The 18,841-nt window shown below is 63.4% G+C and carries 15 protein-coding genes; 4 read left to right on the top strand and 11 right to left on the bottom strand.

Going from position 1 to position 18,841, the window contains the following annotated elements:
- Nucleotides 1–43 precede the first annotated feature (43 nt).
- Nucleotides 44–1,744 (bottom strand): Na/Pi cotransporter family protein, encoded by a 1,701-nt coding sequence (locus EN949_RS05435; protein ID WP_127365744.1) that lies wholly within the window; start codon nt 1,742–1,744, stop codon nt 44–46.
- 155 nt (nt 1,745–1,899) lie between these two features.
- Here EN949_RS05435 and EN949_RS05430 point away from each other — a divergent pair, with 155 nt between their 5' ends.
- Entirely contained in the window at nt 1,900–2,769 is an 870-nt protein-coding gene (locus EN949_RS05430; RefSeq protein ID WP_013533042.1) for a LysR substrate-binding domain-containing protein, read from the top strand.
- On the opposite strand, the gene EN949_RS05425 is transcribed toward EN949_RS05430, so the two are convergent.
- The 10 genes from EN949_RS05425 to EN949_RS05380 form a co-directional block, all read right to left on the bottom strand.
- A complete protein-coding gene (locus EN949_RS05425) occupies nt 2,766–5,243 on the bottom strand; it encodes an FAD-dependent oxidoreductase (RefSeq protein WP_127370797.1) in 2,478 nt (825 codons plus the stop codon). The genes EN949_RS05430 and EN949_RS05425 overlap by 4 nt on opposite strands.
- Nucleotides 5,244–5,320: 77 nt before the next feature.
- Nucleotides 5,321–6,115 (bottom strand): DeoR/GlpR family DNA-binding transcription regulator, encoded by a 795-nt coding sequence (locus EN949_RS05420; RefSeq protein WP_127367284.1) that lies wholly within the window; start codon nt 6,113–6,115, stop codon nt 5,321–5,323.
- Between the two features lie 75 nt (nt 6,116–6,190).
- A complete protein-coding gene (locus EN949_RS05415; protein WP_032809708.1) occupies nt 6,191–6,847 on the bottom strand; it encodes a GntR family transcriptional regulator in 657 nt (218 codons plus the stop codon).
- Between the two features lie 189 nt (nt 6,848–7,036).
- On the bottom strand, nt 7,037–7,915 hold the full coding sequence (locus EN949_RS05410; RefSeq protein ID WP_127367283.1) for an SMP-30/gluconolactonase/LRE family protein: 879 nt from the start codon (nt 7,913–7,915) through the stop codon (nt 7,037–7,039).
- Nucleotides 7,916–7,961: 46 nt separating this feature from the next.
- Nucleotides 7,962–8,924 (bottom strand): 3-keto-5-aminohexanoate cleavage protein, encoded by a 963-nt coding sequence (locus EN949_RS05405; protein WP_063167527.1) that lies wholly within the window; start codon nt 8,922–8,924, stop codon nt 7,962–7,964.
- A complete protein-coding gene (locus tag EN949_RS05400; RefSeq protein ID WP_127367393.1) occupies nt 8,921–9,868 on the bottom strand; it encodes a 3-hydroxyacyl-CoA dehydrogenase in 948 nt (315 codons plus the stop codon). The genes EN949_RS05405 and EN949_RS05400 overlap by 4 nt, the downstream gene beginning before the upstream one ends.
- Nucleotides 9,869–9,878: 10 nt before the next feature.
- On the bottom strand, nt 9,879–10,685 hold the full coding sequence (locus EN949_RS05395; protein ID WP_127367394.1) for an SDR family oxidoreductase: 807 nt from the start codon (nt 10,683–10,685) through the stop codon (nt 9,879–9,881).
- A 13-nt stretch (nt 10,686–10,698) separates the two neighbouring features.
- Nucleotides 10,699–12,783, bottom strand: a complete 2,085-nt coding sequence (locus EN949_RS05390) for an ABC transporter permease (RefSeq protein ID WP_127370796.1) — start codon at nt 12,781–12,783, stop codon at nt 10,699–10,701.
- Nucleotides 12,780–14,312, bottom strand: a complete 1,533-nt coding sequence (locus EN949_RS05385) for a sugar ABC transporter ATP-binding protein (RefSeq protein WP_127366955.1) — start codon at nt 14,310–14,312, stop codon at nt 12,780–12,782. Before EN949_RS05385 ends, EN949_RS05390 begins: the two co-directional genes overlap by 4 nt.
- Nucleotides 14,313–14,391: 79 nt before the next feature.
- On the bottom strand, nt 14,392–15,519 hold the full coding sequence (locus EN949_RS05380) for a sugar ABC transporter substrate-binding protein (protein ID WP_013533052.1): 1,128 nt from the start codon (nt 15,517–15,519) through the stop codon (nt 14,392–14,394).
- 220 nt (nt 15,520–15,739) lie between these two features.
- Between EN949_RS05380 and EN949_RS05375 the strand changes: the two genes are divergently transcribed.
- The 3 genes from EN949_RS05375 (at nt 15,740) to EN949_RS05360 (ending at nt 18,802) form a co-directional block, all read left to right on the top strand.
- Complete coding sequence (locus EN949_RS05375; protein WP_063171539.1) at nt 15,740–16,414, top strand: GntR family transcriptional regulator; 675 nt, start codon at nt 15,740–15,742, stop codon at nt 16,412–16,414.
- Between the two features lie 289 nt (nt 16,415–16,703).
- A complete protein-coding gene (locus EN949_RS05365; protein WP_064995024.1) occupies nt 16,704–17,531 on the top strand; it encodes a phosphogluconate dehydrogenase C-terminal domain-containing protein in 828 nt (275 codons plus the stop codon).
- Between the two features lie 329 nt (nt 17,532–17,860).
- Nucleotides 17,861–18,802: a D-ribose ABC transporter substrate-binding protein gene (locus tag EN949_RS05360; protein WP_064995023.1), complete on the top strand. Its 942-nt coding sequence runs from the start codon at nt 17,861–17,863 to the stop codon at nt 18,800–18,802.
- The last annotated feature ends 39 nt before the right edge of the window (nt 18,803–18,841 follow it).

Below are 18,841 nucleotides of genomic sequence, written 5' to 3'. Positions count from 1 at the left end.
ATTTATAGATTTTAATGATGATATGCCGGGCGGGAATCCGTCCTCAGGCCAGTGCGGGAGCCCTCACTTCCGCAGCCCCTCTCGCCAGCCGGCTTTCGAGCAGATCACCGCTCTGCGTCAGCAAGGGATAAGCGACCGAGGCCATCAGCGAGTTGATCTCCTTCAGCGCCCGCACGGCCTCCAGGTGGATGTCGCTGGTGTCGATGCTCTGCGGCATTCCCGATTGCAGGCGCTTGAGGTGACGGTCGTGGCTCGTGCGTTCCAGTCTGCGCATCCGCTCCTTCTCGACGACGAGTTGCCGCGCCGAATCGAGATCGCTCGACACCAGCACATTGAGTGCAAGCTGCATGTTGGCCATGACACGGTTGTGAAGCCCGGCCAGTTCGCTCCAGCCGTCGCGTGAGAAGCGCAGGTTCTTGTCACGCAGCTCCTGGGTGAGCACGAGCAGGTTCTTGGCGACGATGTCGCCGGCGCGTTCGAGATTGATGGCGAAGTCTGTGAGCTCGATGCCGCGCTGCGCTTCGGCTACGCTCATGCTGCCGCGGTTAACTTCGGCAATGTAGAGCTTGATTTCGGTATGGGCGCGGTTGACCTCCTCATCGAGTTTTTGGGCCTGGCGTATCTGGTCGCCGGTGCCGGCGTCGAAGAAATCCATCACTGGGCGCAGCATCACCTCGACGACTTCGCCCATGCGCAGCAGCTCGCGGGTGGCACTGGCTAGCGCAAGACCGGGTGTGCGCATGACGGTGCGGTCGAGCGCGCTGGTGCGGCGCGACATCAGGTCTCCACCCTCTTCGGCCTTTGCCACCGGCCTGTCTGCGATCAACAAGGCGACCAGCCGCTCCATCATGCCGGTGAACGGCAAGCAGCAGATGACCAGCACCAGATTGAAGGCAAGGTGCAGGTTGACCAGCTGGCGGCCTTCGGTTGCGCCGAACAGATGCGCCGGGAAGGTCACGGCCTGAAGCGCGAACAAAGCCGCCAGCGCCGCCGTGCCGCGAAAGATCAGATTGCCGAGCGGGATACGGCGCGCCTCGACGGCTTCGCCGCGCGTCAGCCAAACCGCGATCAGCGCGCCGCCGCAATTGGCGCCGAGGATGAAGAACAGACCGACCTCGACCGGCAAGACGCCTTGCGCGGCAAGCGTGACGAACAGCAGGATCGCCGCGACGCTGGAGTGGATCAGCCATGTGAACAGGGCAGCGGCGGCAAAGGCGGTGAAATAGTCCGCGCGCAGATAGGAGATCACCAGTGGCAGCAAGGTGCTCTGCCGCATCGGTGCGGTCGCCTCGCCGATCATATGCAGCGACAACAGGACGAAGGCGACCCCCATCAGGATTCGCCCGCTATGCCTGATGCCAGCCACTTCGAACTTCAGGGCCATCGCGCCGCCGACCAGGATCAGCGCCGGCACAAGCCAGCTGAGGTCGAACGACAGCACCTGCACGACCAGGGCGGAACCGAGATCGGCGCCCAGCAGGATCGCCAGCCCGGCCGACACCGAAACCATGCCGCTGGCGGCAAACCCGGCCGCCAGGATAGCGACGGCGGTCGAGCTCTGCAGCAGCACGGCAAGCACGGTGCCGACGCCGGCCGATTTGATCCGCTCACCCCGGGCTTGCCTCAGGGCATCACGCAAAGCGGGCCCGCAGGCCCGCTCGACACCCGTGCGCACCATATGCACGGCCCAGAGCAGCAGCATGACCGCACCCGCCAGATGCAGCAGGATGATGGAAAATTGCATGGCGACGCCTCCGGTGCCAACGGCCGGCAGGGATGTCGACCCATGCTCAGGCTGAGGGTCGGCAAAACATAAGTCAAATCGTTCCTTTCGATCTTTTCCTAAGCAATCCTTATGATAAGATGTCGGTGATTTCAGAAGTGTCGGAGGCACGGGAGATGCGCTACGTCCAGTTGCGAGCCTTTCACCAGGTGGCCATCTGCGGTGGCTTTTCTCGCGCCGCCGAGGCGCTCTTCCTGACCCAGCCGGCGATCTCGGACCAGGTGCGCAAGCTCGAGGAAGAGTATGATGTGCTGCTGTTCAATCGGAACAAGAAGCAGGTCACGCTGACCCATTCGGGCCAGAAATTGCTCGAAATAACCCACCGCATGTTCGATACCGAGCAACAGGCGCTCGAACTCCTGACGGAGTCCCGCGCCCTGCGTTCCGGCACGCTGCGCATCGTCGCCGATGCCGCACATCATCTGCTTCACATTCTCGGCAGCTTCCGGGCCCGCTATCCCGGCGTGCAGGTTTCGGTGCGCGCCGGCAACACCGAGACGGTGATCAGCAGCCTCTACAGCTACGATGCCGATATCGGCGTGCTGGGCGAGGTGCCGACGGGGCGCGATTTCGAGGTGCTGAAACTCAACTCGACGCCGATCATCGCGTTTGCATCCGTCGACCACCCGCTGGCCGCGAAAAAGTCGCTCACCCTCAAGCAGCTCGCGCAGGAATCACTGGTCATGCGCGAGCGTGGATCGAAGACGCGTCAGAAACTCGAAGATCTCGCAGCCGCCTCGAAAATCGAATTGAGGCCGGCGATCGAAGCCGAGGGCCGCGAAGCCGTCCGCGAGATCGTCGCCTCGGGCGCCGGCATCGGCTTTGTCTCGGCGGCCGAATTCGGCCAGGATTCGCGGCTGGTGCCGATCACCATCGATGCTCCCGAGACCCTGATGGACGAGGCGTTGATCTGCCTGCGTGAACGCAGCGGCGGCAAACTGGTGCGGGCTTTCCTGGATATGGCGCGCTCGATGTCGGCGGATTAAGCGGCGGCCCTGATCTCCACCGCATCAGCCTTCACCCGCTCCGACTTCGGATCGTAGGGGCTGCGCAGATGTGCTGTCGCGGCATGGCGAACGCCGGCAAGGTCGATCTCGAAACGACCACCGGTGAGAAATGCAGCGTCGACGCCCGCCTCGTTCTCGATCAGGCCGAGCGCCACCGAGCGGCCAAGCGTGTGGCCGTAGGCGGCCGAGCGGACTTCGCCGACCGGCTTGCCGTCGCGCAGGATCAGTTCGCCGCCCCACAGCATCGGCTCGGCATCATCGAGCGTGAACAGCACGATGCGTCTTGCCGGTGCTGCCGATGGCTTCGTCTCAACCAGCGCGTCGCGGCCGATAAAGTCACCTGGCTTGTCCATCGCCACGGCGAAGCCAAGCCCGGCCTGCCAGGGGTCGATATCAGGCGTCAACTCCCTGCCCCAGGCGCGAAAACCCTTTTCGATGCGCAAGGCATCGAGCGCGTAGTAACCGGCGTCCAGCAGACCGAATTCACGGCCCGCCTCATGCAGCGCCTCATAGACGCCGACGGCGAATTCTGTCGGCACGATCAGTTCCCAGCCCAGTTCGCCGACATAGGTCATACGGTTGGCATAGGCGGTGGCATAGCCGATATCGATCTCGCGGATGGTGGCGAAGGGAAAGCCGGCGTTGGAAAGATCGGCCGAGGAGAGTTTGCCCAGCAGATCGCGTGATCGCGGTCCCATCAACGCCAGCACCGCGTAGGACGAGGTGACGTCGGTCACGATTGCATGCGCGTCGGACGGAATGTTTTTGACGATCCAGTCGGCATCGTGGACAGCTTGTGCGGACCCGGTGACGATGAGGAATTTCTCCGCGCCGAGTCGCATAACGGTGAGATCGCTCTCATAGCCACCGCGTGCATTGAGCACGCCCGTGTAAACAGACGTACTGTCCGGTACGTCGATATTTCCGGCGCAGATCCAGTTGAGCACGGCGCAGGCATCGCGGCCCTGCACGAGGAGCTTGGCGAAAGAGGTCTGGTCGAAGACGGCGACGGCTTCGCGTGTCGCCTTCATTTCGCGCTTGACCGCCTCGTGCCAGTTCTGGCGGCCGAAGGCATAGTCGTTCTCGGTCTTCTCTCCCGGTGCCGCGAACCAGTTGGCGCGCTCCCAGCCCATCTTGGAACCGAAGCAGGCACCTTTGGCGGCGAGCCGGTCGTAGAGCGGCGAGCGGCGGAACGGCCGCGCCGTGTCCAGTTCACGGTTCGGCCACGGCATGGCGTAATGCAAGCCGAGCGTTTCCTTGACACGGTCATGCAGCCAGCGCGGATTGTTGTTGAAAGAGGCGAAACGCCTGATGTCGACCGGCCACAAATCCATGGTCGGCGCGCTGTTGACGATCCATTCCGCCAGCGCCCTGCCCGCGCCGCCGGCGCTGGCGATGCCCATGGAGTTGAAGCCGGCGCCGACATAGAAATTCTTCAGTTCCGGCGCCTCGCCGAGGAGAAAATTGTTGTCCGGCGTGAAGCTTTCGGGACCGTTGTAGAATTTCTTGACCTCGGCCTCGGCCAATTGCGGCACGCGGACAAGCGCGTTTTCCATCAAAATCTCGAACTGATCCCAATCGTCCGGCAACAGCGCGAACTCGAAATTTTCGGGAATGCCATTCATGCCCCACGGCTTGGCGTGCGGCTCAAAGCCACCCATGACCAGGCCGCCGACCTCTTCCTTGAAATAGATGAACCCGTCGGGGTCGCGCATGACCGGCAGGTCCGGATGCACGCCCTCGATCCTGCCGGTAACGATGTACATGTGCTCGGCCGAATGCAGCGGCACCGAGACGCCGCACATCAGCCCGACCTTGCGCGCCCACTGGCCGGCGCAATTGACGACGATCTCGGCGGCAATGTTGCCGCGGTCCGTCTCGACACCGCAGGCGACGCCGTTCTTCACGCTGATGCCGGTGACCTTGACCCGCTCGAAAATTTTCGCGCCGCGATTGCGCGCACCCTTGGCCAGCGATTGCGTGAGATCGGTCGGATTGGCCTTGCCGTCGCCCGGCAGCCAGACGGCGCCGACCAGATCGTCGGTCGCCATGACCGGCCATAGATCGGCCGCCTCCTTCGGCGAAATCACGTCGATCTCGACGCCTTGGGCGCGTGCCGATGCGGCCGTGCGCTTCAGCACCGTCATGCGGTCGGCGGTCCGCGCCACCGATAGCGAGCCGCAATTCTTCCAACCGGTGGCGAGCCCGGTCTCGGCCTCCAGCTCGCCATAGAGCTGCGTGGAGTATTTGATCAGGCTGGTCATGTTGGAATGACTGCGCAACTGGCCGACAAGCCCTGCGGCGTGCCAGGTGGTGCCACCGCTGAGTTGCCCCTGTTCGAGCAGCACGACATCGGTCCAACCGAGCTTCGTCAGATGATAGGCGACCGAGCAGCCAATGATACCGCCGCCGACGATGACGACGCGCGCTTGCGTGGGGAATTCGTTTGCCATGGGACATCCTGCCGTTTTGACACCGGTTGGATCATAGCAGCCGAATTCCAAATATCAACACAAAATACCACAAAATATCACATCAAAGGGGCAATCATCAGCTCAGGCCCTTTGCGCGCAAGCGCTTCAGCGATGTCAGCCTGCGGTTTCGCGTCGACGATCACGCCGGCGGCGCGTTGAAAATTCGGAATCCTGAGCGGCGTCAGCTTTGCGAACTTGCTGCTGTCGAGAACGAAGTAGGTTTTGGCGGCAAGCGCGATCATGCGGCTGCGCTGTTCCGCGCCGGCGCGGGTGAAATCGGTCACCTCGCCGTCGGGCGACAGCGCGCCACCACCGAGGAAGGCGATGTCGACGCGAAAGCGCGACATGGCTTCGAGCATGTCGATGCCGGAGGCTGCTTCCTCGCCGGGATCGACTTCGCCACCCAGCACATGCACGCGCATGCCTGAGACGTGGCACAGTAGAAGCGCGATCTTCAGGCTCGCCGTGCAGATGGTGAGATCGCGCAGGTCGGCCATGGCTTGTGCGACGGCCAATGTGGTGGTGCCGGAATCGAGGAACACCACCATGCCGTCCTTTACAAGACCGGCGGCCAGCCTGCCGATCGCGGCCTTGCCTCCGGCATTTTCGTGGCTGCGCAAGCTCATTGCCGGTTCGCTCGGCTCGAAGCGGGCGGCGCCGCCATGGACGATGCCGAGCCGTCCCTTATCCGACAGCAGCTTCAAATCACGGCGGATGGTTTCGCGCGAGACATCGAAGAACCCGGCCAGTTCGGCGACACTGACAGACCCCTGGGCGCCCAGCCGCCGCAGGATCTCTTCGTGGCGACGTGGAGCAAGGGCGCGCGCCGGCAGGCTGCTGTCGGGGGACATGATGATCCTCGGATCGAGTAGCGATGTTGCAATATGTGGCAGTGATCGTGCGCAGAGGCAAATCAAGCCATGTCGTCAGGATTTTCGCGACAGGCCATCTTCCCTGATCGCGCTGACCAGCGTCTCGCTTCCCTCGCGAAGATGCTGCCTCAGAATGCCTATGGCCCTGTCGCCGTCGCGCCACCGGCAGGCGGCCAGCAGATCGCGGTGCTCCGTCTGCGAGCGGCTGCGATAGTCCAGGTTCGACAGCAGGATGCGGACGTAGCGATCGGCGGCATTGTGGTGCGCCTCGATTAAGGCCAGCAATCGATTGTTGCCGCAGGCATCGTAGAGAGCCAGATGAAAGGCACGGTTCAGCGCGCCCCATCGGCCGACATTGCGCTCCGCGTCGATCTGATCGAGAACCTGTTCCGCCTCGTCGAGCCTGTCACCGGCGAGATTGGGAAGCGAAAGCCGCAACGCCTCGCATTCGAGCAATTCGCGCAGTGCATAGATTTCACTGATCTCGGCGCTGTCCATCCGGGCGACCTGCGCGCCTTTTGTCGGATGGATGGAAACAATGCCTTCGGCTTCCAATTGGCGAAGGGCGTCACGAATCGGCATGCGGCTGAAGCCAAACTGCTCGGCCAATTCGTCCTGGCGCAGCGAAGTGCCCGCCTTGATGGTGCCACTGGCAATCGCTTCGCGCAGGACATTGGCGACCTGTTCGGCCACGGTTCGCGGCCCCTGCATCACACTTTCCGCAAATCCTGGCAATCGATGCTCCCGTTTGACGCGGGGCGCTCAGCCTAACGGAAACCCCTCTGCATGGATATATGTATGCCTGTATATGCACACGTTCGGCATCAATTGCCAGACTTGCCCGAATTCCTGCGCCAAGGCCTGATCTGCGTATTTTACCGGCGCTTCGCTTGCCTGGCGTCAGCCGCCGAAGCGCGGTTCCGCAACGCCCCTAACGCCAAGGCCTGATATGGCGAACAGGCTGCCGCGCAAAACGCCGTCGCCGGGAAAACGCGGCAGCGGCGGCTTGGCCATCGAGGTGACGTAGAGGGTGTCGAGCTTCGGTCCGCCGAACATGACGCTGGTGATCTTCTTGACCGGCATGTCGATGATGCGATCGATGCTGCCATCGGGCGCGTAGCGCACCAGCCTTCCGTCATAGACCAGCGCATTCCAGAGATAGCCCTCGGCGTCGACGGTCGAGCCGTCCGCCGCACCGCCTCGGCTGGTGTCGACGCGCACGAAGGTACGCCTGTTGGTGGCGGCACCGGTGGCGATATCGTAGTCGTAGGCCCATATCTCGCCGGTCCAGGTATCGGCGAAATAGAAGGTGCGGTCGTCGGGGCTCCAGCATGGACCGTTGGAGCAGATGATGCCGGAATCGATCCGGGTGACGGAGAAATCCGGATCGAGCCTGTAGAGACCGCCGGACGGCCCCTCTTCCATCGTATCCATGGAGCCGGCGAAGAAACGGCCGCGCCGGTCGACCTTGCCGTCGTTGAGCCGGTTCATCGGCTTGTCCGGCTCGGGATCGTGGATCAGCGTCACCTCGCCCGTGGCGAAATCGAGCAGATGGAAGCCGCGCTGCAGCGAGACGACAGCGCCGTCGCCATCCTTGCGCAGCGCCATTGAGCCGATCTTCATCGGCACGTCCCATGACCGGATCTCGCGCCCGTCGGCGGTCGCCCGAAACACGCGCCCGTCGAAGCTGTCGATCCAGTAGAGTCGTTCCTGTTCGACGTCCCACAGCGGTCCTTCGCCCAGTGTGGTCTTCACGTCCACCACGACTTCGATCTTCATGCCGTCCTCCTCCGTTTTGCGTCTCGCGGCGATTGCTCGGGCCGCCTCAGAAAGCGACCTTGTCCCCGCCTTTCAATGACAGGATTTCGCGTGCCTCGTCGGGCGTCGCCACCTCCATGCCGAGCCCTTCGATGATCTTGCGGGCCAGCAAGACCTGCTCGGCGTTCGATTTGGCAAGCTTGCCCTTGCCCGCCCACAGACTGTCCTCCAGCCCGACGCGGATGTTGCCGCCAAGGGCCGCCGATTGCGCGGCGATGCGCAGTTGGCTGGCGCCGGCGCCCAGCACCGACCACCGGAACTGGTCGCCAAACAGCCGGTCGGCAGTGCGCTTCATATGGGCGACGTCTTCTGGATGCGTGCCGATGCCGCCGAGCAGCCCGAACACCGACTGCACGAAGAAAGGCGGCTTCACCAGCCCACGGTCGGCGAAGTGGGAAAGGTTGTACAGATGGGCGATGTCGTAGCACTCGAACTCGAAGCGCGTGCCGTTGTCGTAGCAGGTCGCCAGAATGTACTCGATGTCCTTGAATGAGTTGCGGAAGACGAGGTCGCGCGTCGCTTCCAGATGCGGCTTTTCCCAATCGAATTTGAAGGTCTCGTATTTGTCGGCCAGGTGATAGAGCCCGAAATTGATCGAGCCCATGTTGAGCGAGGCGACTTCCGGCTTGAACTGGGCGGCCGGGCGCACGCGCTCCTCGACCTTCATGTAGGGGCTGCCACCGGTGGTGATGTTGATGGCGGCGTTGGTGCCTTGCTTGACGCGCGGCAGGAAGCGGGCGAAGGCCTCCGGCGTCTGGTCGGGCTTGCCGGTTTCCGGATCGCGGGCATGCAGATGCAGGATCGCGGCACCGGCTTCCGCCGCCGCGATCGCCTCCGAAGCGATCTGGTCGGGCGTGATCGGCAGATAGGGCGACATGGTCGGCGTGTGGATGGCGCCCGTCACCGCGCAGGTGATGATGACCTTGCCCCTGGTCTGTGCAGGTCCCGGCTTGCGACTGGTTTGCGTCATTCTCCAAACTCCTGATCCGATTTTCTCTTGTGGGCGGCGAGCGCCATGAGCCGGCGGTCACGCCACACCTGCCGGTCGCCTAGGCTTTGCTGTGGCAGTCGCTTGCGGCGATCAGCCTCGACCGTATCGATGACCTTGCCGGCCCAGTCGACGCGCCGCTGCGTCTGGGGAAAGATGTTGGAATAGATGCCCTGATAGCGCTCGACATAGTCGCGCACGCCGCCGGGTGCATTGAGATCGATGGTCTCGAACGGCCCCATGAACGACCAGCGCAGCGCCAGCCCGTCGCGGATGCCGACGTCGACATCCTCGACACTGGCGTAGCCATCGGCGACAAGCCGGAAAGCTTCCTCCAGCAATGCGCCTTGCAGGCGATTCATGATGAAGCCGTCAAGCTCGCGCTGCATGACCAGTGGCGCGTGGCCGGCGTCGACGAGGAAGGCGCGGGTTCTCTCGACCGTCTCGGCCGAGGTCCACGGCGCCGGCACGATTTCGGCCGCCGGAATGAGATAGGGCGGGTTGATCGGATGCACGACCAGGCAGCGCTGCCGCCCTTGCAGATGGTCGGTGAATTTCGACGGCAACAGCGCCGAGGTGGAACTGGCAATGACTGTTCGCGGATCGGCAAGCGTGTCGATCAAGGAGAACACCTTGCGCTTCACCTCGAGATTCTCGGGCGTGTTCTCCTGGATATGTACGGCACCTGCCAACGCCTCTTCAAGCTCGGCGACAACGGAGATACGGTCAAGAACCTCACCGGCTTGCTGTCCCCGCAGAAGATCGTTCGCGGCGAGATCGCCGAGCACGCCGGCAATGTAGTCGCGGGCTCCACCTGTGGCAGTGGGCGACTGGTCCCACATCCGCACGTCATGGCCGGCGCGGGCGAAGCTGATCGCCCAGGCCCGCCCGATGAACCCGCTTCCGACGATCGCGACATTGGCCATGGTTTGTTCCTCAAAGTGTTTCGACGTTGCCGTCGACGCCGAGCGACTGGCCGGAAATGTTGATCCCCGCATCGGAGAGCAGGAAGGCGACCATCGACGCGACATCATAAGGGCTGGTCATGCGGCGCAGCGAGATGTTCTGCAGATAGCGTCCGGTCATCTCCTCGTGGCTGATACCGACCTGCTTGGCGCGCGCCCAGATAACACCTTCGATGCGGGGGCCCTCGATGATGCCGGGCAGGATGGCGTTGACCCTGATGGCGTGCGGCCCGAGCTCTTTGGCCAAGCTTTGCGTGAAACCGATGACACCGAACTTGGCCGCCGAATAGGGTGTGCGGAAGGCGTAGCCATGGCGGCCGGCGGCCGACGACATCGAGACGATCGAACCGCCGCCCGCCGCCTTGATCAGCGGCACCGCGCGCCGGGCGCACAGGAACTGGCCGGTCAGGCAGATGTCGATGCAGCGCCGCCAGTCCGCCGGATCGATCTCGTCGACACCGCCGGTCGGCCCGGCAATGCCGGCATTGTTGATCAGCGCATCGAGCCCGCCGAGTTTTTTCTCGACCGCCTCGAACAGACGGTCGACGTCCTCGTCGCGCGAGACGTCGGCCTTGACCGCCGCGACCAGGTCGATCTTGCTGGGAGCAGCGGCCAGCGCCTCGTCGGAAACGTCGCAGACGACGATGCGGGCGCCGAGGCGTGACAGCGTGTCGGCTATGGCAAACCCGATGCCGCCTGCGCCCGCCGTCACCAGCACGCGCTGGCCTTTCAGCCCGGTCAAAAATTCGTCCGCCGATGCCGGCGCCCTTGTGCTCATGGTCCTGTCCTTCTCATTGCAGCCGCCGTTCGCGCAGCGCCATGACGGCGCCCAGAACGACCAGTCCGTAAAGAATTGCCCTCGTGGCATAGGGAAGCGTGGTGCCGGCGAGCAGCATCTGCAGTGCCGTCAGCAACAACACGCCGCCGAGCATGCCGAGATAGTGGCCGCGCCCGCCGGTGATCAGCGCGCCGCCGACCACCACCACGGCGATCGACGGCAATAGATAGTCGTCGCCCATGCCGAGGCTCGCCTGACCCGAAAAGCCGGTCAGCATGACGCCGACAACAGCCGCGCAGACGGCCGAAAGCATGTAGACCAGGATCAGCGTGCGCTCGACGCCGATGCCCGACAAGCGCGCCGCGCGCAGCCCGTTGCCGATGCCGTAGACGCGCCTTCCGAACGGGGTGCGGCCAAGCAGGAGTACCGCTGCGACGACAAAGACGACCATCAGCAGCACGATTGGAGTCAGCAGGCCGGCGAGCTTGGCCGTCATGACCCAGCGCAGCATCGGCGAGGAAAACCCGGCCGGCGTTCCCTGCGAATAGAGCAGCGCACAGCCTTGCAGAATGCCGTTGGTGGCGAGCGTCATGACGATCGGCGAGATGCCGAGATAGACGATGCCGAAACCATTGGCGAAGCCGATGGCGCAGGCCATCACCAGGACGACCGGCAAGGCGTAGACAAGGGCGGCGTCGGAGCCGTTGACCATGCCCGCCAGGATGATGCCGGAGATGCCGATCGTCCACGGCACGGAGAGATCGAGGCCTCCGGTCAGGATGACGGTTCCCTGCCCGAGCGCCAGGACGGCTAGGAAGGACGATAGCACCAGCAGCGAATTCCAGTACCCCGGATTGAGGATGGCGCGGCCGAGCCAGATCTGGGTGACGAGCACGATGAGCAGCAGGCAGACATAGGCCGGCAGCGCATAGCGCAGCGTTTCCGCATTGCGCAGATGGAAGGCAGGGCGCGGCGATGCCGGACTGCGCTGGGCATGGGCTGGCTCGGCGATCTTGAGACGCCGGTCCACGCGCTCGAGCTGCGAGGGCAATATGCCGGCGCGCCAGGCGGCAAACCGGGCACGCGCGGCGCGCAATTGCACGGCAAGCACCGATGCATGCGAGATCGAGCCGGCAAGTGCCGCCAGCACCAGAATGGTGCCTTCGGCAATGGTCGCATAATAGGCCGATACGTTGAGCACCAGCAGGATGTTCACCACGATCATCAGGATAAAGGCGCCGAAGACAGAGCCCACCGGGCCGCCCTGCCCGCCACCGAGGCGCGTGCCGCCGACGACGACCGCCGCGAACATCGACAAGAGCAGCGGATTGCCGACCAGCGGATCGCCGCTGCCGGTCTGGGCGCTGATGAACACGCCGGCAAGGCCATAGCAGCCGCCGGCGATGACATAGACGGCAAAGCGCACCAGAACGACATTGATGCCGACGGAAGCGGCCGACTCCGGATCGCTGCCAAGCGCGTAGAGTGCTGTGCCGAAGCGGGTTCCCTTCAGCCAGAACCAGGCGAGCAGGACGACACCGATCACCACCAGCGGCATCGGCAGCCAGCCGGCGATCGCGTCGCCGAGATAGAAGGTGCCGAGATCGGGCGACACGAAGCCGCCGGGCTTGTCCATCACCAGCAGCGTGACGCCTTGCAGGATGAACATGGTGGACAGCGTCACCACGATCGGCTGCATGCGCAGCACCGCGATGAAGAAGCCGTTGAAGGCGCCCACCGCCATGCCGACGCCGATGCCGACGGCCGTCCACAGGAGGATGCTTGCGCCTGGCGCCATCGGATCCATGCTCGATGCCAGCACGGCATTGACCAGCGATATCACCGCGCCGGCGGACAGGTCGAAGCCGCCCGACAGGATCACGGTCGTCTGGCCGATCGCCGCGAGCGCCGAGGTGGCGCCGCCGCTCGACAGGAACGACACATCGAAATAGGTCAGCGGCCCGGCGCTGATCCAGTCGACGACGAAGAGCAGGATCGCCAGGACGGCCGCGGCGATCAGCGCGCCGCGATTGCGCATCAGCGCACGGCGCAGTCCGAAGCCGCCGGGAACAGGGGATGAGGCTGCTGCGCTGCTCATGCGGCGGCTTCCCCGGCATGGCCGAGCGCCGGGCGCATGATGGCCGGTTCGGTGATGGCGTCGCCTTCGAGTTCGGCGGCGATGCGCCCGTCATAGAGGACCAGCACCCTGTCGCATTGGTGAACGAGTTCGGGGATCTCCGTCGAGTGCAGCAGGATCGAACCGCCCGAAGCCACGTAGTTTCGCATCATCACATAAAGCTCGTGCTTGGTGCCGACGTCGATGCCTCGGGTGGGATCGAACAACAGCAGGATGCGGCTCTGCGCCACCAGCCACTTGGCGATGGCAATCTTCTGCTGGTTGCCGCCGGAAAACGCACCGGCCCGCGTCCACAGCGCGCGGCGGTCGACCTCGACAGTGGCGAATGCCGCCTCGACGGAGCGGGTCTCGGCTTGCGCGTCGACAAGGCCTAGCCGTGTGAAGCTCGATATCACCGGCAGCGTGGCGTTCTGGCTGCCCGACAATTTCAGGAACAGGCCTTCGGATTTGCGGTCTTCCGGCACCAAGCCGATGGCCATGTTGGGGCGCAAGGCATCGGCCGGCGAACCGAGCCAAACCTTGCGGCCGTCGACGAGGATGTGGCCGCGCTCAATCTCGGCCATGCCAAAGCAGGCCAGGAACAGGTCCTGCTGGCCCATGCCTTGCAACCCGGCGACGCCGAGGATTTCGCCCTTGCGCAGATCGAAGCCGGCGCCGTCGAGCTTGCGCCCGACCTTGAGGTCGCGCACGCCCAGAACCGGCGAACCGAAGGCCTGGGCGCTGTCCGGCTTGGGCGGAAAGGTCTGCTCGATGCTGCGGCCGATGATCTTTTCGATGACGTCGGCATCCGAGACATCGGCGACCGGCGCGGTGACGATGTGGCGGCCGTTTCTCAGGATCGTCAGCGTGTCGCAAAAAGCGCGGACCTCGCGCATGCGGTGGGTGATGAAGACGATGGTGGTACCCGCGGTCTTCAGCCTGGCGATGATGTCGCCCAGCCAGTCGACGTCGCGTCCGGCGAGCGTCGAGGTCGGTTCGTCGAGCAAAAGGATGCGCGGCTTGCGGTAGACGGCGCGCGCGATCTCGATCTTCTGGCGTACCGAAAGCTCGAGCTCGCTCACCTCGGCATCGAGATCGACGGAGAAACCGAGATCTTCGATATGGCGGCGAACGGCCTTGCGGGCGGCACCGCGGCGGATCAGGCCGGAGATGCCGACGGGGGCGTAAGGCAGCAGCATGTTGTCGAGCACGGAGAGATCGCGCACCAGGGTCATCTCCTGGAATGCTGTCTGCATGCCGAGCGCATGTGCTGCGCGCGGTGCGCCGTAAGCGATCTCCTTGCCGAAGACACGGACATGGCCTTGGCTCGGCCGGACCAGCCCGGACAGCAGCTTCACCAGTGTCGACTTGCCGGCTCCGTTTTCACCGAGCAGGGCATGGACGCTGCCGGGCGCGATCGCAAACGACACGCCGTCCAGCGCGACGGTCGGGCCGAACGCCTTGCTGATGCCGTCGATCTCGACGGCGGGGAGCTCGGAGTGTTCTGTCATTGTCCTCGATCGCCGGCTTGGCATGGATTGACGACGCACGGACAGTTGTCCGTGCATCGTCACACGGGCCTTGGGAGGCTTAGTTCTCCGGTTGTCCGACGAGGGCAGCATTAAGGCCGACCTCGGGTGTCTGGTCCGAGAAGATCGAGGCAAACCAGCCCGGATTGGACACCAGCGACGGCTTGAAGGCGTTGCAGCCGGCCTTCATCTCCGCCCATGTGCCTTCGTCGCACAGCTTGATCGTCTCATTGGTAACGACCGGCAGCGGCAGGATGGTGGTCTTGGGCACGTCCTTGCCTTCGATCGCCTCGACGGCAAGCTTCAGCGCCAGCGCACCCGAATAAGGCGGCGAGGCATAGGAAATGCGTTGTGCGCCCGCCGGTGCATAAGGAGGAGCGGCACCTTCGACTTCGGTGCCCTCCGGCAGCATCTGGATGCGGCCGCCATTGGAACCTTCGCCGGCGCAAGGCAGGAGTTCGCTGGTCTTCTTGCCAGCCTCGAGCTGCATCGAGTTGGCGGTGAAGCAGCCGACCTGCATCCACAGTCCGTTGATGTCGTCCCAATTGCGGGTGGCCAGGATTTTCGAAAGCTCGGTGCGGGCGACCGCCTGGCTCCACATGCCGACAGCCTCGCCGACGATCTTGATATCAGGATACTTGGCGAAGACTTCCTTGGCGGCCTTTGTCCGCTGATCGTCAACGGATGTTCCCGGGACGCCCGTGATGGCGATGATGTTGCCCTTGCCGTTGAGCTTCTTGACCAGCCATTCGGCGGTCACCCTGCCCGCTTCCAGCTGGTCTATGTGGACGTTGTAGGCGCAAGGCTCGGTGATCTCGGCGTCGTACGCAAAGACCTTCACGCCCTTGTCGCAGGCATTCTTGACGACCTGGTTGAGCGCGGTCGGCGAGATCGGATACACGACGATGGCTTCGGCGCCGCTTTGCACCATTGCGTTGATCTGCTGAATCTGGCGTTGCGCGTTGGGGCCAGCGACCTGGACCTGCAGGTCGACCTTGTCGGCCAGGCTCTTATGAGCGGCCATGGCCTTGACCATATTGGCCGCCTCCGCCTGCCAATCATTGCCGATGTAGCTCATGCTGAGAAAGATCTTGTGCTTCTCGGCGGCCTGCGCGGCGGACAGGCCGAAGGCGCACGCAGCCATGCCGGCCAGCAGCGCGAGCCGCCGGACTTTCGATCCGATACCCATGTGGAACTCCTCCCAAACAGAACGACCGAATGCCTCCCAAGGGCACAAAACGTAAACCCTTGTCATTCGATGCCAGCGACCGTATCATGATTTGATCAAATATCAATGATGAAATCGTTTATATCAAAACGGGCTATGTCGGCCGCTTGACGTGGCACCACGAACCTTGCATTCCGGCACAAGCAATAGTGTCGCCCATGGGCGGGAAGGTTGACCGGAGATGGCTGGATCGGCGTTCAGGAAGCCTGGTGTCGAGATCATTCCACTGTCCAAGGAAACTCTGCAGGACCGGGTCTACAATCAGGTCACCGAGTTGATCCTCGACGGCAGCATCGTGCCGGGCGAGATGGTCACGGTTCAGAGCCTCGCCGACGCCTTTGGCGTCAGTCCGATGCCGGTCAGGGAAGCGCTGCGGCGCCTGACGGCAGCCAACGCGCTGACAGTAGTATCCGGGCGCTCCATCGGTATTCCGGCGCTCAGCCGCGAGCGGCTCACCGATTTGCGCAATGTACGTTTTGAGATAGAGGCCATCGCCGCCGGCTGGGCCTCACAGAACCGCAGCGAGGCGGACCTTGCGATTTTCGCGCGCGATCTGGACTCACTGGAACGCGCGAATGGCGCGGACGACGTAAAGGCCTATCTCAGGGCGAATTATACCTTCCACTTCGCAATCTACCGAGCAGCGGGATCCGAAACCCTGCTCAAGATCATCAAGGATCTATGGCTGCAGATCAGCCCCTATTTCAATATGCTGCATGGATCCTACTCGACCGCGAACACATACCATCAACAGATGTTTGCGGCCCTGCGCGACCGGGACGAGCAGGCAGTTCAGGCGGCGGTTCGCGGCGATATCGATGCGGCTTTCGACATGCTGGTCGATCTTTTGAAGTAGCGCCCGGCCCGACCTCCGACCCTTATCACATGCCTCCTATTTCTGGGGATGGCAGAGCAGCGCTCATGCGCACTCAGCGGGCAAGCGCGGGCTTCTTCTGGTGATCTAGAGGTCATATCCGAGCGCGCCATCCATTGTTCTCGTGCTGGAGCTTGCCGGCGGCAGCCGATGACGCGGCGAACGCATCGCATGGTCATTATCGGATTGCCAAAATCTGGTAGCGTGATTATACCAGTCGATCAGTTGACGACGGGCTATGCCGTCGGCGAAGAACAGGAGTGGTGACCAGATGACAACGATTGCGCTGTTCGGGGCTGGCGGGAAAATGGGCTACCGCCTGTCGACCAATTTTCGCGGGTCGCCCTACACGATACGCCATGTCGAGGTTAGCGATGCCGGCCGCGAACGGCTGAAGACCGGGCTGGGTTTCGATACGGTCAGTGCCGACGAGGCGCTCAAGGGCGCCGATGTGGTGATCCTGGCCGTTCCCGACACGCATATCGGCAAGGTGGCGAGCAGCATCGAGAGCAAGCTGGCGCCGGGCACCATGGTGGTGGTGCTCGACGCGGCGGCACCCTTCGCCGGCCACCTGCCGAATCGACCGGACCTCACCTATTTCGTCACCCACCCCTGCCATCCGCCGATCTTCAACGACGAAACAGACATGGCGGCAAAGAAGGACTATTTCGGCGGCGTCAAGGCCAAGCAGCATATGGTCAGCGCCTTGATGCAGGGGCCGGAAGAGGATTACGCCAAGGGCGAGGCGATCGCGAAGATCATCTGGGCGCCGGTCATGCGTTCGCACCGCGTCAGCGTCGAACAGATGGCGCTGCTGGAACCCGGGCTTTCGGAGACGGTGTGCGCCTCGTTGCTGGTGGTCATGAAGGAAGCCGTCGACGAGGTCGTGGCACGCGGCGTCGACCAGCAGGCGGCGCTCGACTTCCTGCTCGGCCATATGAACGTGCTGGGCGCCGTCATTTTCGGCGAGACCAAGGGCGTTTTCTCGGATGCCTGCAACAAGGCGATCGAGTTCGGCAAGCCGGTGCTGATGCGGGACGACTGGAAGCGCGTGTTCGAGCCGGAAGAGATCGCCGCCAGCATTCAGCGTATCACCTGAAGAGGAGAGGCGCTGCCGCAGCGCCGTGACGCGTCGCCGTACCGCTGCCGACGCTCGGCATCGTAGCTCATCAGGTACATATCACCTGAATTCGTGGTTGACTCATCATACCAGTTGGCTTAGCTGTTCATGGCTCGGATCGACAGGGTTTTCGCAGGAGTACGATGCCTGGGCGAGTGGAGGATGGCTGGGGAGCAACGATCCGTGGAGGGGAAGCCGGCAAACGGCTCTTTAGCCCAAAAGCGATCCGCCGCCCGCGCCGCCTGACGAATTCGGATGCCGACAGATGCTTTGGGTAACCAAGGCAATTTTTCAAACGGGAGGACTTCATGAAACTTACACGAAGAATGACGCTTGCGGCTTTCGCCGGCATGCTGGCGCTTGGCACGACCGTGCCCGCCTACGCGGCGGATCTCATCGCCATCATCACGCCCTCGCACGACAATCCGTTCTTCAAGGCGGAAGCCGTCGGCGCCGAAGCCAAGGCCAAGGAACTCGGCTACGAGGCGCTGGTGCTGGTCCATGACGACGACGCCAACAAGCAGTCCGAGCTGATCGACACCGCGATCGGCCGCGGCGCCAAGGCGATCATCCTCGACAATGCCGGCGCCGACGCCACCGTCGCCGCGGTACAGAAGGCCAAGGACGCAGGCATTCCGTCCTTCCTGATCGACCGCGAGATCAACGCCACCGGCGTCGCCGTCGCGCAGATCGTCTCCAACAACTACCAGGGCGCCCAGCTCGGCGCGCAGGAATTCGTCAAGCTGATGGGCGAGAAGGGCAATTTCGTCGAGCTGGTCGGCAAGGAATCCGACACCAATGCCGGCATTCGTTCCAAGGGTTATCACGACGTCATCGACGACTATCCGGACCTGAAGATGGTCGCCCAGCAGTCGGCCAACTGGAGCCAGACGGAAGCCTATTCCAAGATGGAATCGATCCTGCAGGCCAACCCCGACATCAAGGGCGTGATCTCCGGCAACGATACGATGGCGATGGGCGCCTATGCGGCACTTGCCGCGGCGAACCGCAAGGATGTCATCGTCGTCGGCTTCGACGGATCGAACGATGTTCGCGACTCCATCACCTCGGGCGGCATCAAGGCAACGGTGCTGCAGCCCGCTTTCGCGCAGGCGCAGATGGCGGTCGAGCAGGCCAACGACTTCATCAAGAACAAGAAGTCGCCGGCCAAGGAAAAGCAATTGATGGACTGCGTTCTGGTCAATGGCGACAATGCCGCCAAGCTGGAGACCTTCGCCCTGACGAACTGAGCCAGCGTGATTTGAATAGCGAGGGGCGAACCCAGGATC

This window comes from Mesorhizobium sp. M7A.F.Ca.US.007.01.2.1, from assembly GCF_003998165.1.
In the GTDB taxonomy this organism is placed as follows: Bacteria; Pseudomonadota; Alphaproteobacteria; order Rhizobiales; family Rhizobiaceae; genus Mesorhizobium; species Mesorhizobium ciceri.
This window is presented reverse-complemented; position numbering and strand designations above follow the sequence as displayed.

Excerpts from the sequence above, each read along its gene's own strand:
- EN949_RS05435 (WP_127365744.1), bottom strand. The coding sequence starts at position 1,744 with ATGCAATTTTCCATCATCCTGCTGCATCTGGCGGGTGCGGTCATGCTG.
- EN949_RS05430 (WP_013533042.1), top strand. The coding sequence starts at position 1,900 with ATGCGCTACGTCCAGTTGCGAGCCTTTCACCAGGTGGCCATCTGCGGT.
- EN949_RS05425 (WP_127370797.1), bottom strand. The coding sequence starts at position 5,243 with ATGGCAAACGAATTCCCCACGCAAGCGCGCGTCGTCATCGTCGGCGGC.
- EN949_RS05420 (WP_127367284.1), bottom strand. The coding sequence starts at position 6,115 with ATGTCCCCCGACAGCAGCCTGCCGGCGCGCGCCCTTGCTCCACGTCGC.
- EN949_RS05415 (WP_032809708.1), bottom strand. The coding sequence starts at position 6,847 with ATGCAGGGGCCGCGAACCGTGGCCGAACAGGTCGCCAATGTCCTGCGC.
- EN949_RS05410 (WP_127367283.1), bottom strand. The coding sequence starts at position 7,915 with ATGAAGATCGAAGTCGTGGTGGACGTGAAGACCACACTGGGCGAAGGA.
- EN949_RS05405 (WP_063167527.1), bottom strand. The coding sequence starts at position 8,924 with ATGACGCAAACCAGTCGCAAGCCGGGACCTGCACAGACCAGGGGCAAG.
- EN949_RS05400 (WP_127367393.1), bottom strand. The coding sequence starts at position 9,868 with ATGGCCAATGTCGCGATCGTCGGAAGCGGGTTCATCGGGCGGGCCTGG.
- EN949_RS05395 (WP_127367394.1), bottom strand. The coding sequence starts at position 10,685 with ATGAGCACAAGGGCGCCGGCATCGGCGGACGAATTTTTGACCGGGCTG.
- EN949_RS05390 (WP_127370796.1), bottom strand. The coding sequence starts at position 12,783 with ATGAGCAGCGCAGCAGCCTCATCCCCTGTTCCCGGCGGCTTCGGACTG.
- EN949_RS05385 (WP_127366955.1), bottom strand. The coding sequence starts at position 14,312 with ATGACAGAACACTCCGAGCTCCCCGCCGTCGAGATCGACGGCATCAGC.
- EN949_RS05380 (WP_013533052.1), bottom strand. The coding sequence starts at position 15,519 with ATGGGTATCGGATCGAAAGTCCGGCGGCTCGCGCTGCTGGCCGGCATG.
- EN949_RS05375 (WP_063171539.1), top strand. The coding sequence starts at position 15,740 with ATGGCTGGATCGGCGTTCAGGAAGCCTGGTGTCGAGATCATTCCACTG.
- EN949_RS05365 (WP_064995024.1), top strand. The coding sequence starts at position 16,704 with ATGACAACGATTGCGCTGTTCGGGGCTGGCGGGAAAATGGGCTACCGC.
- EN949_RS05360 (WP_064995023.1), top strand. The coding sequence starts at position 17,861 with ATGAAACTTACACGAAGAATGACGCTTGCGGCTTTCGCCGGCATGCTG.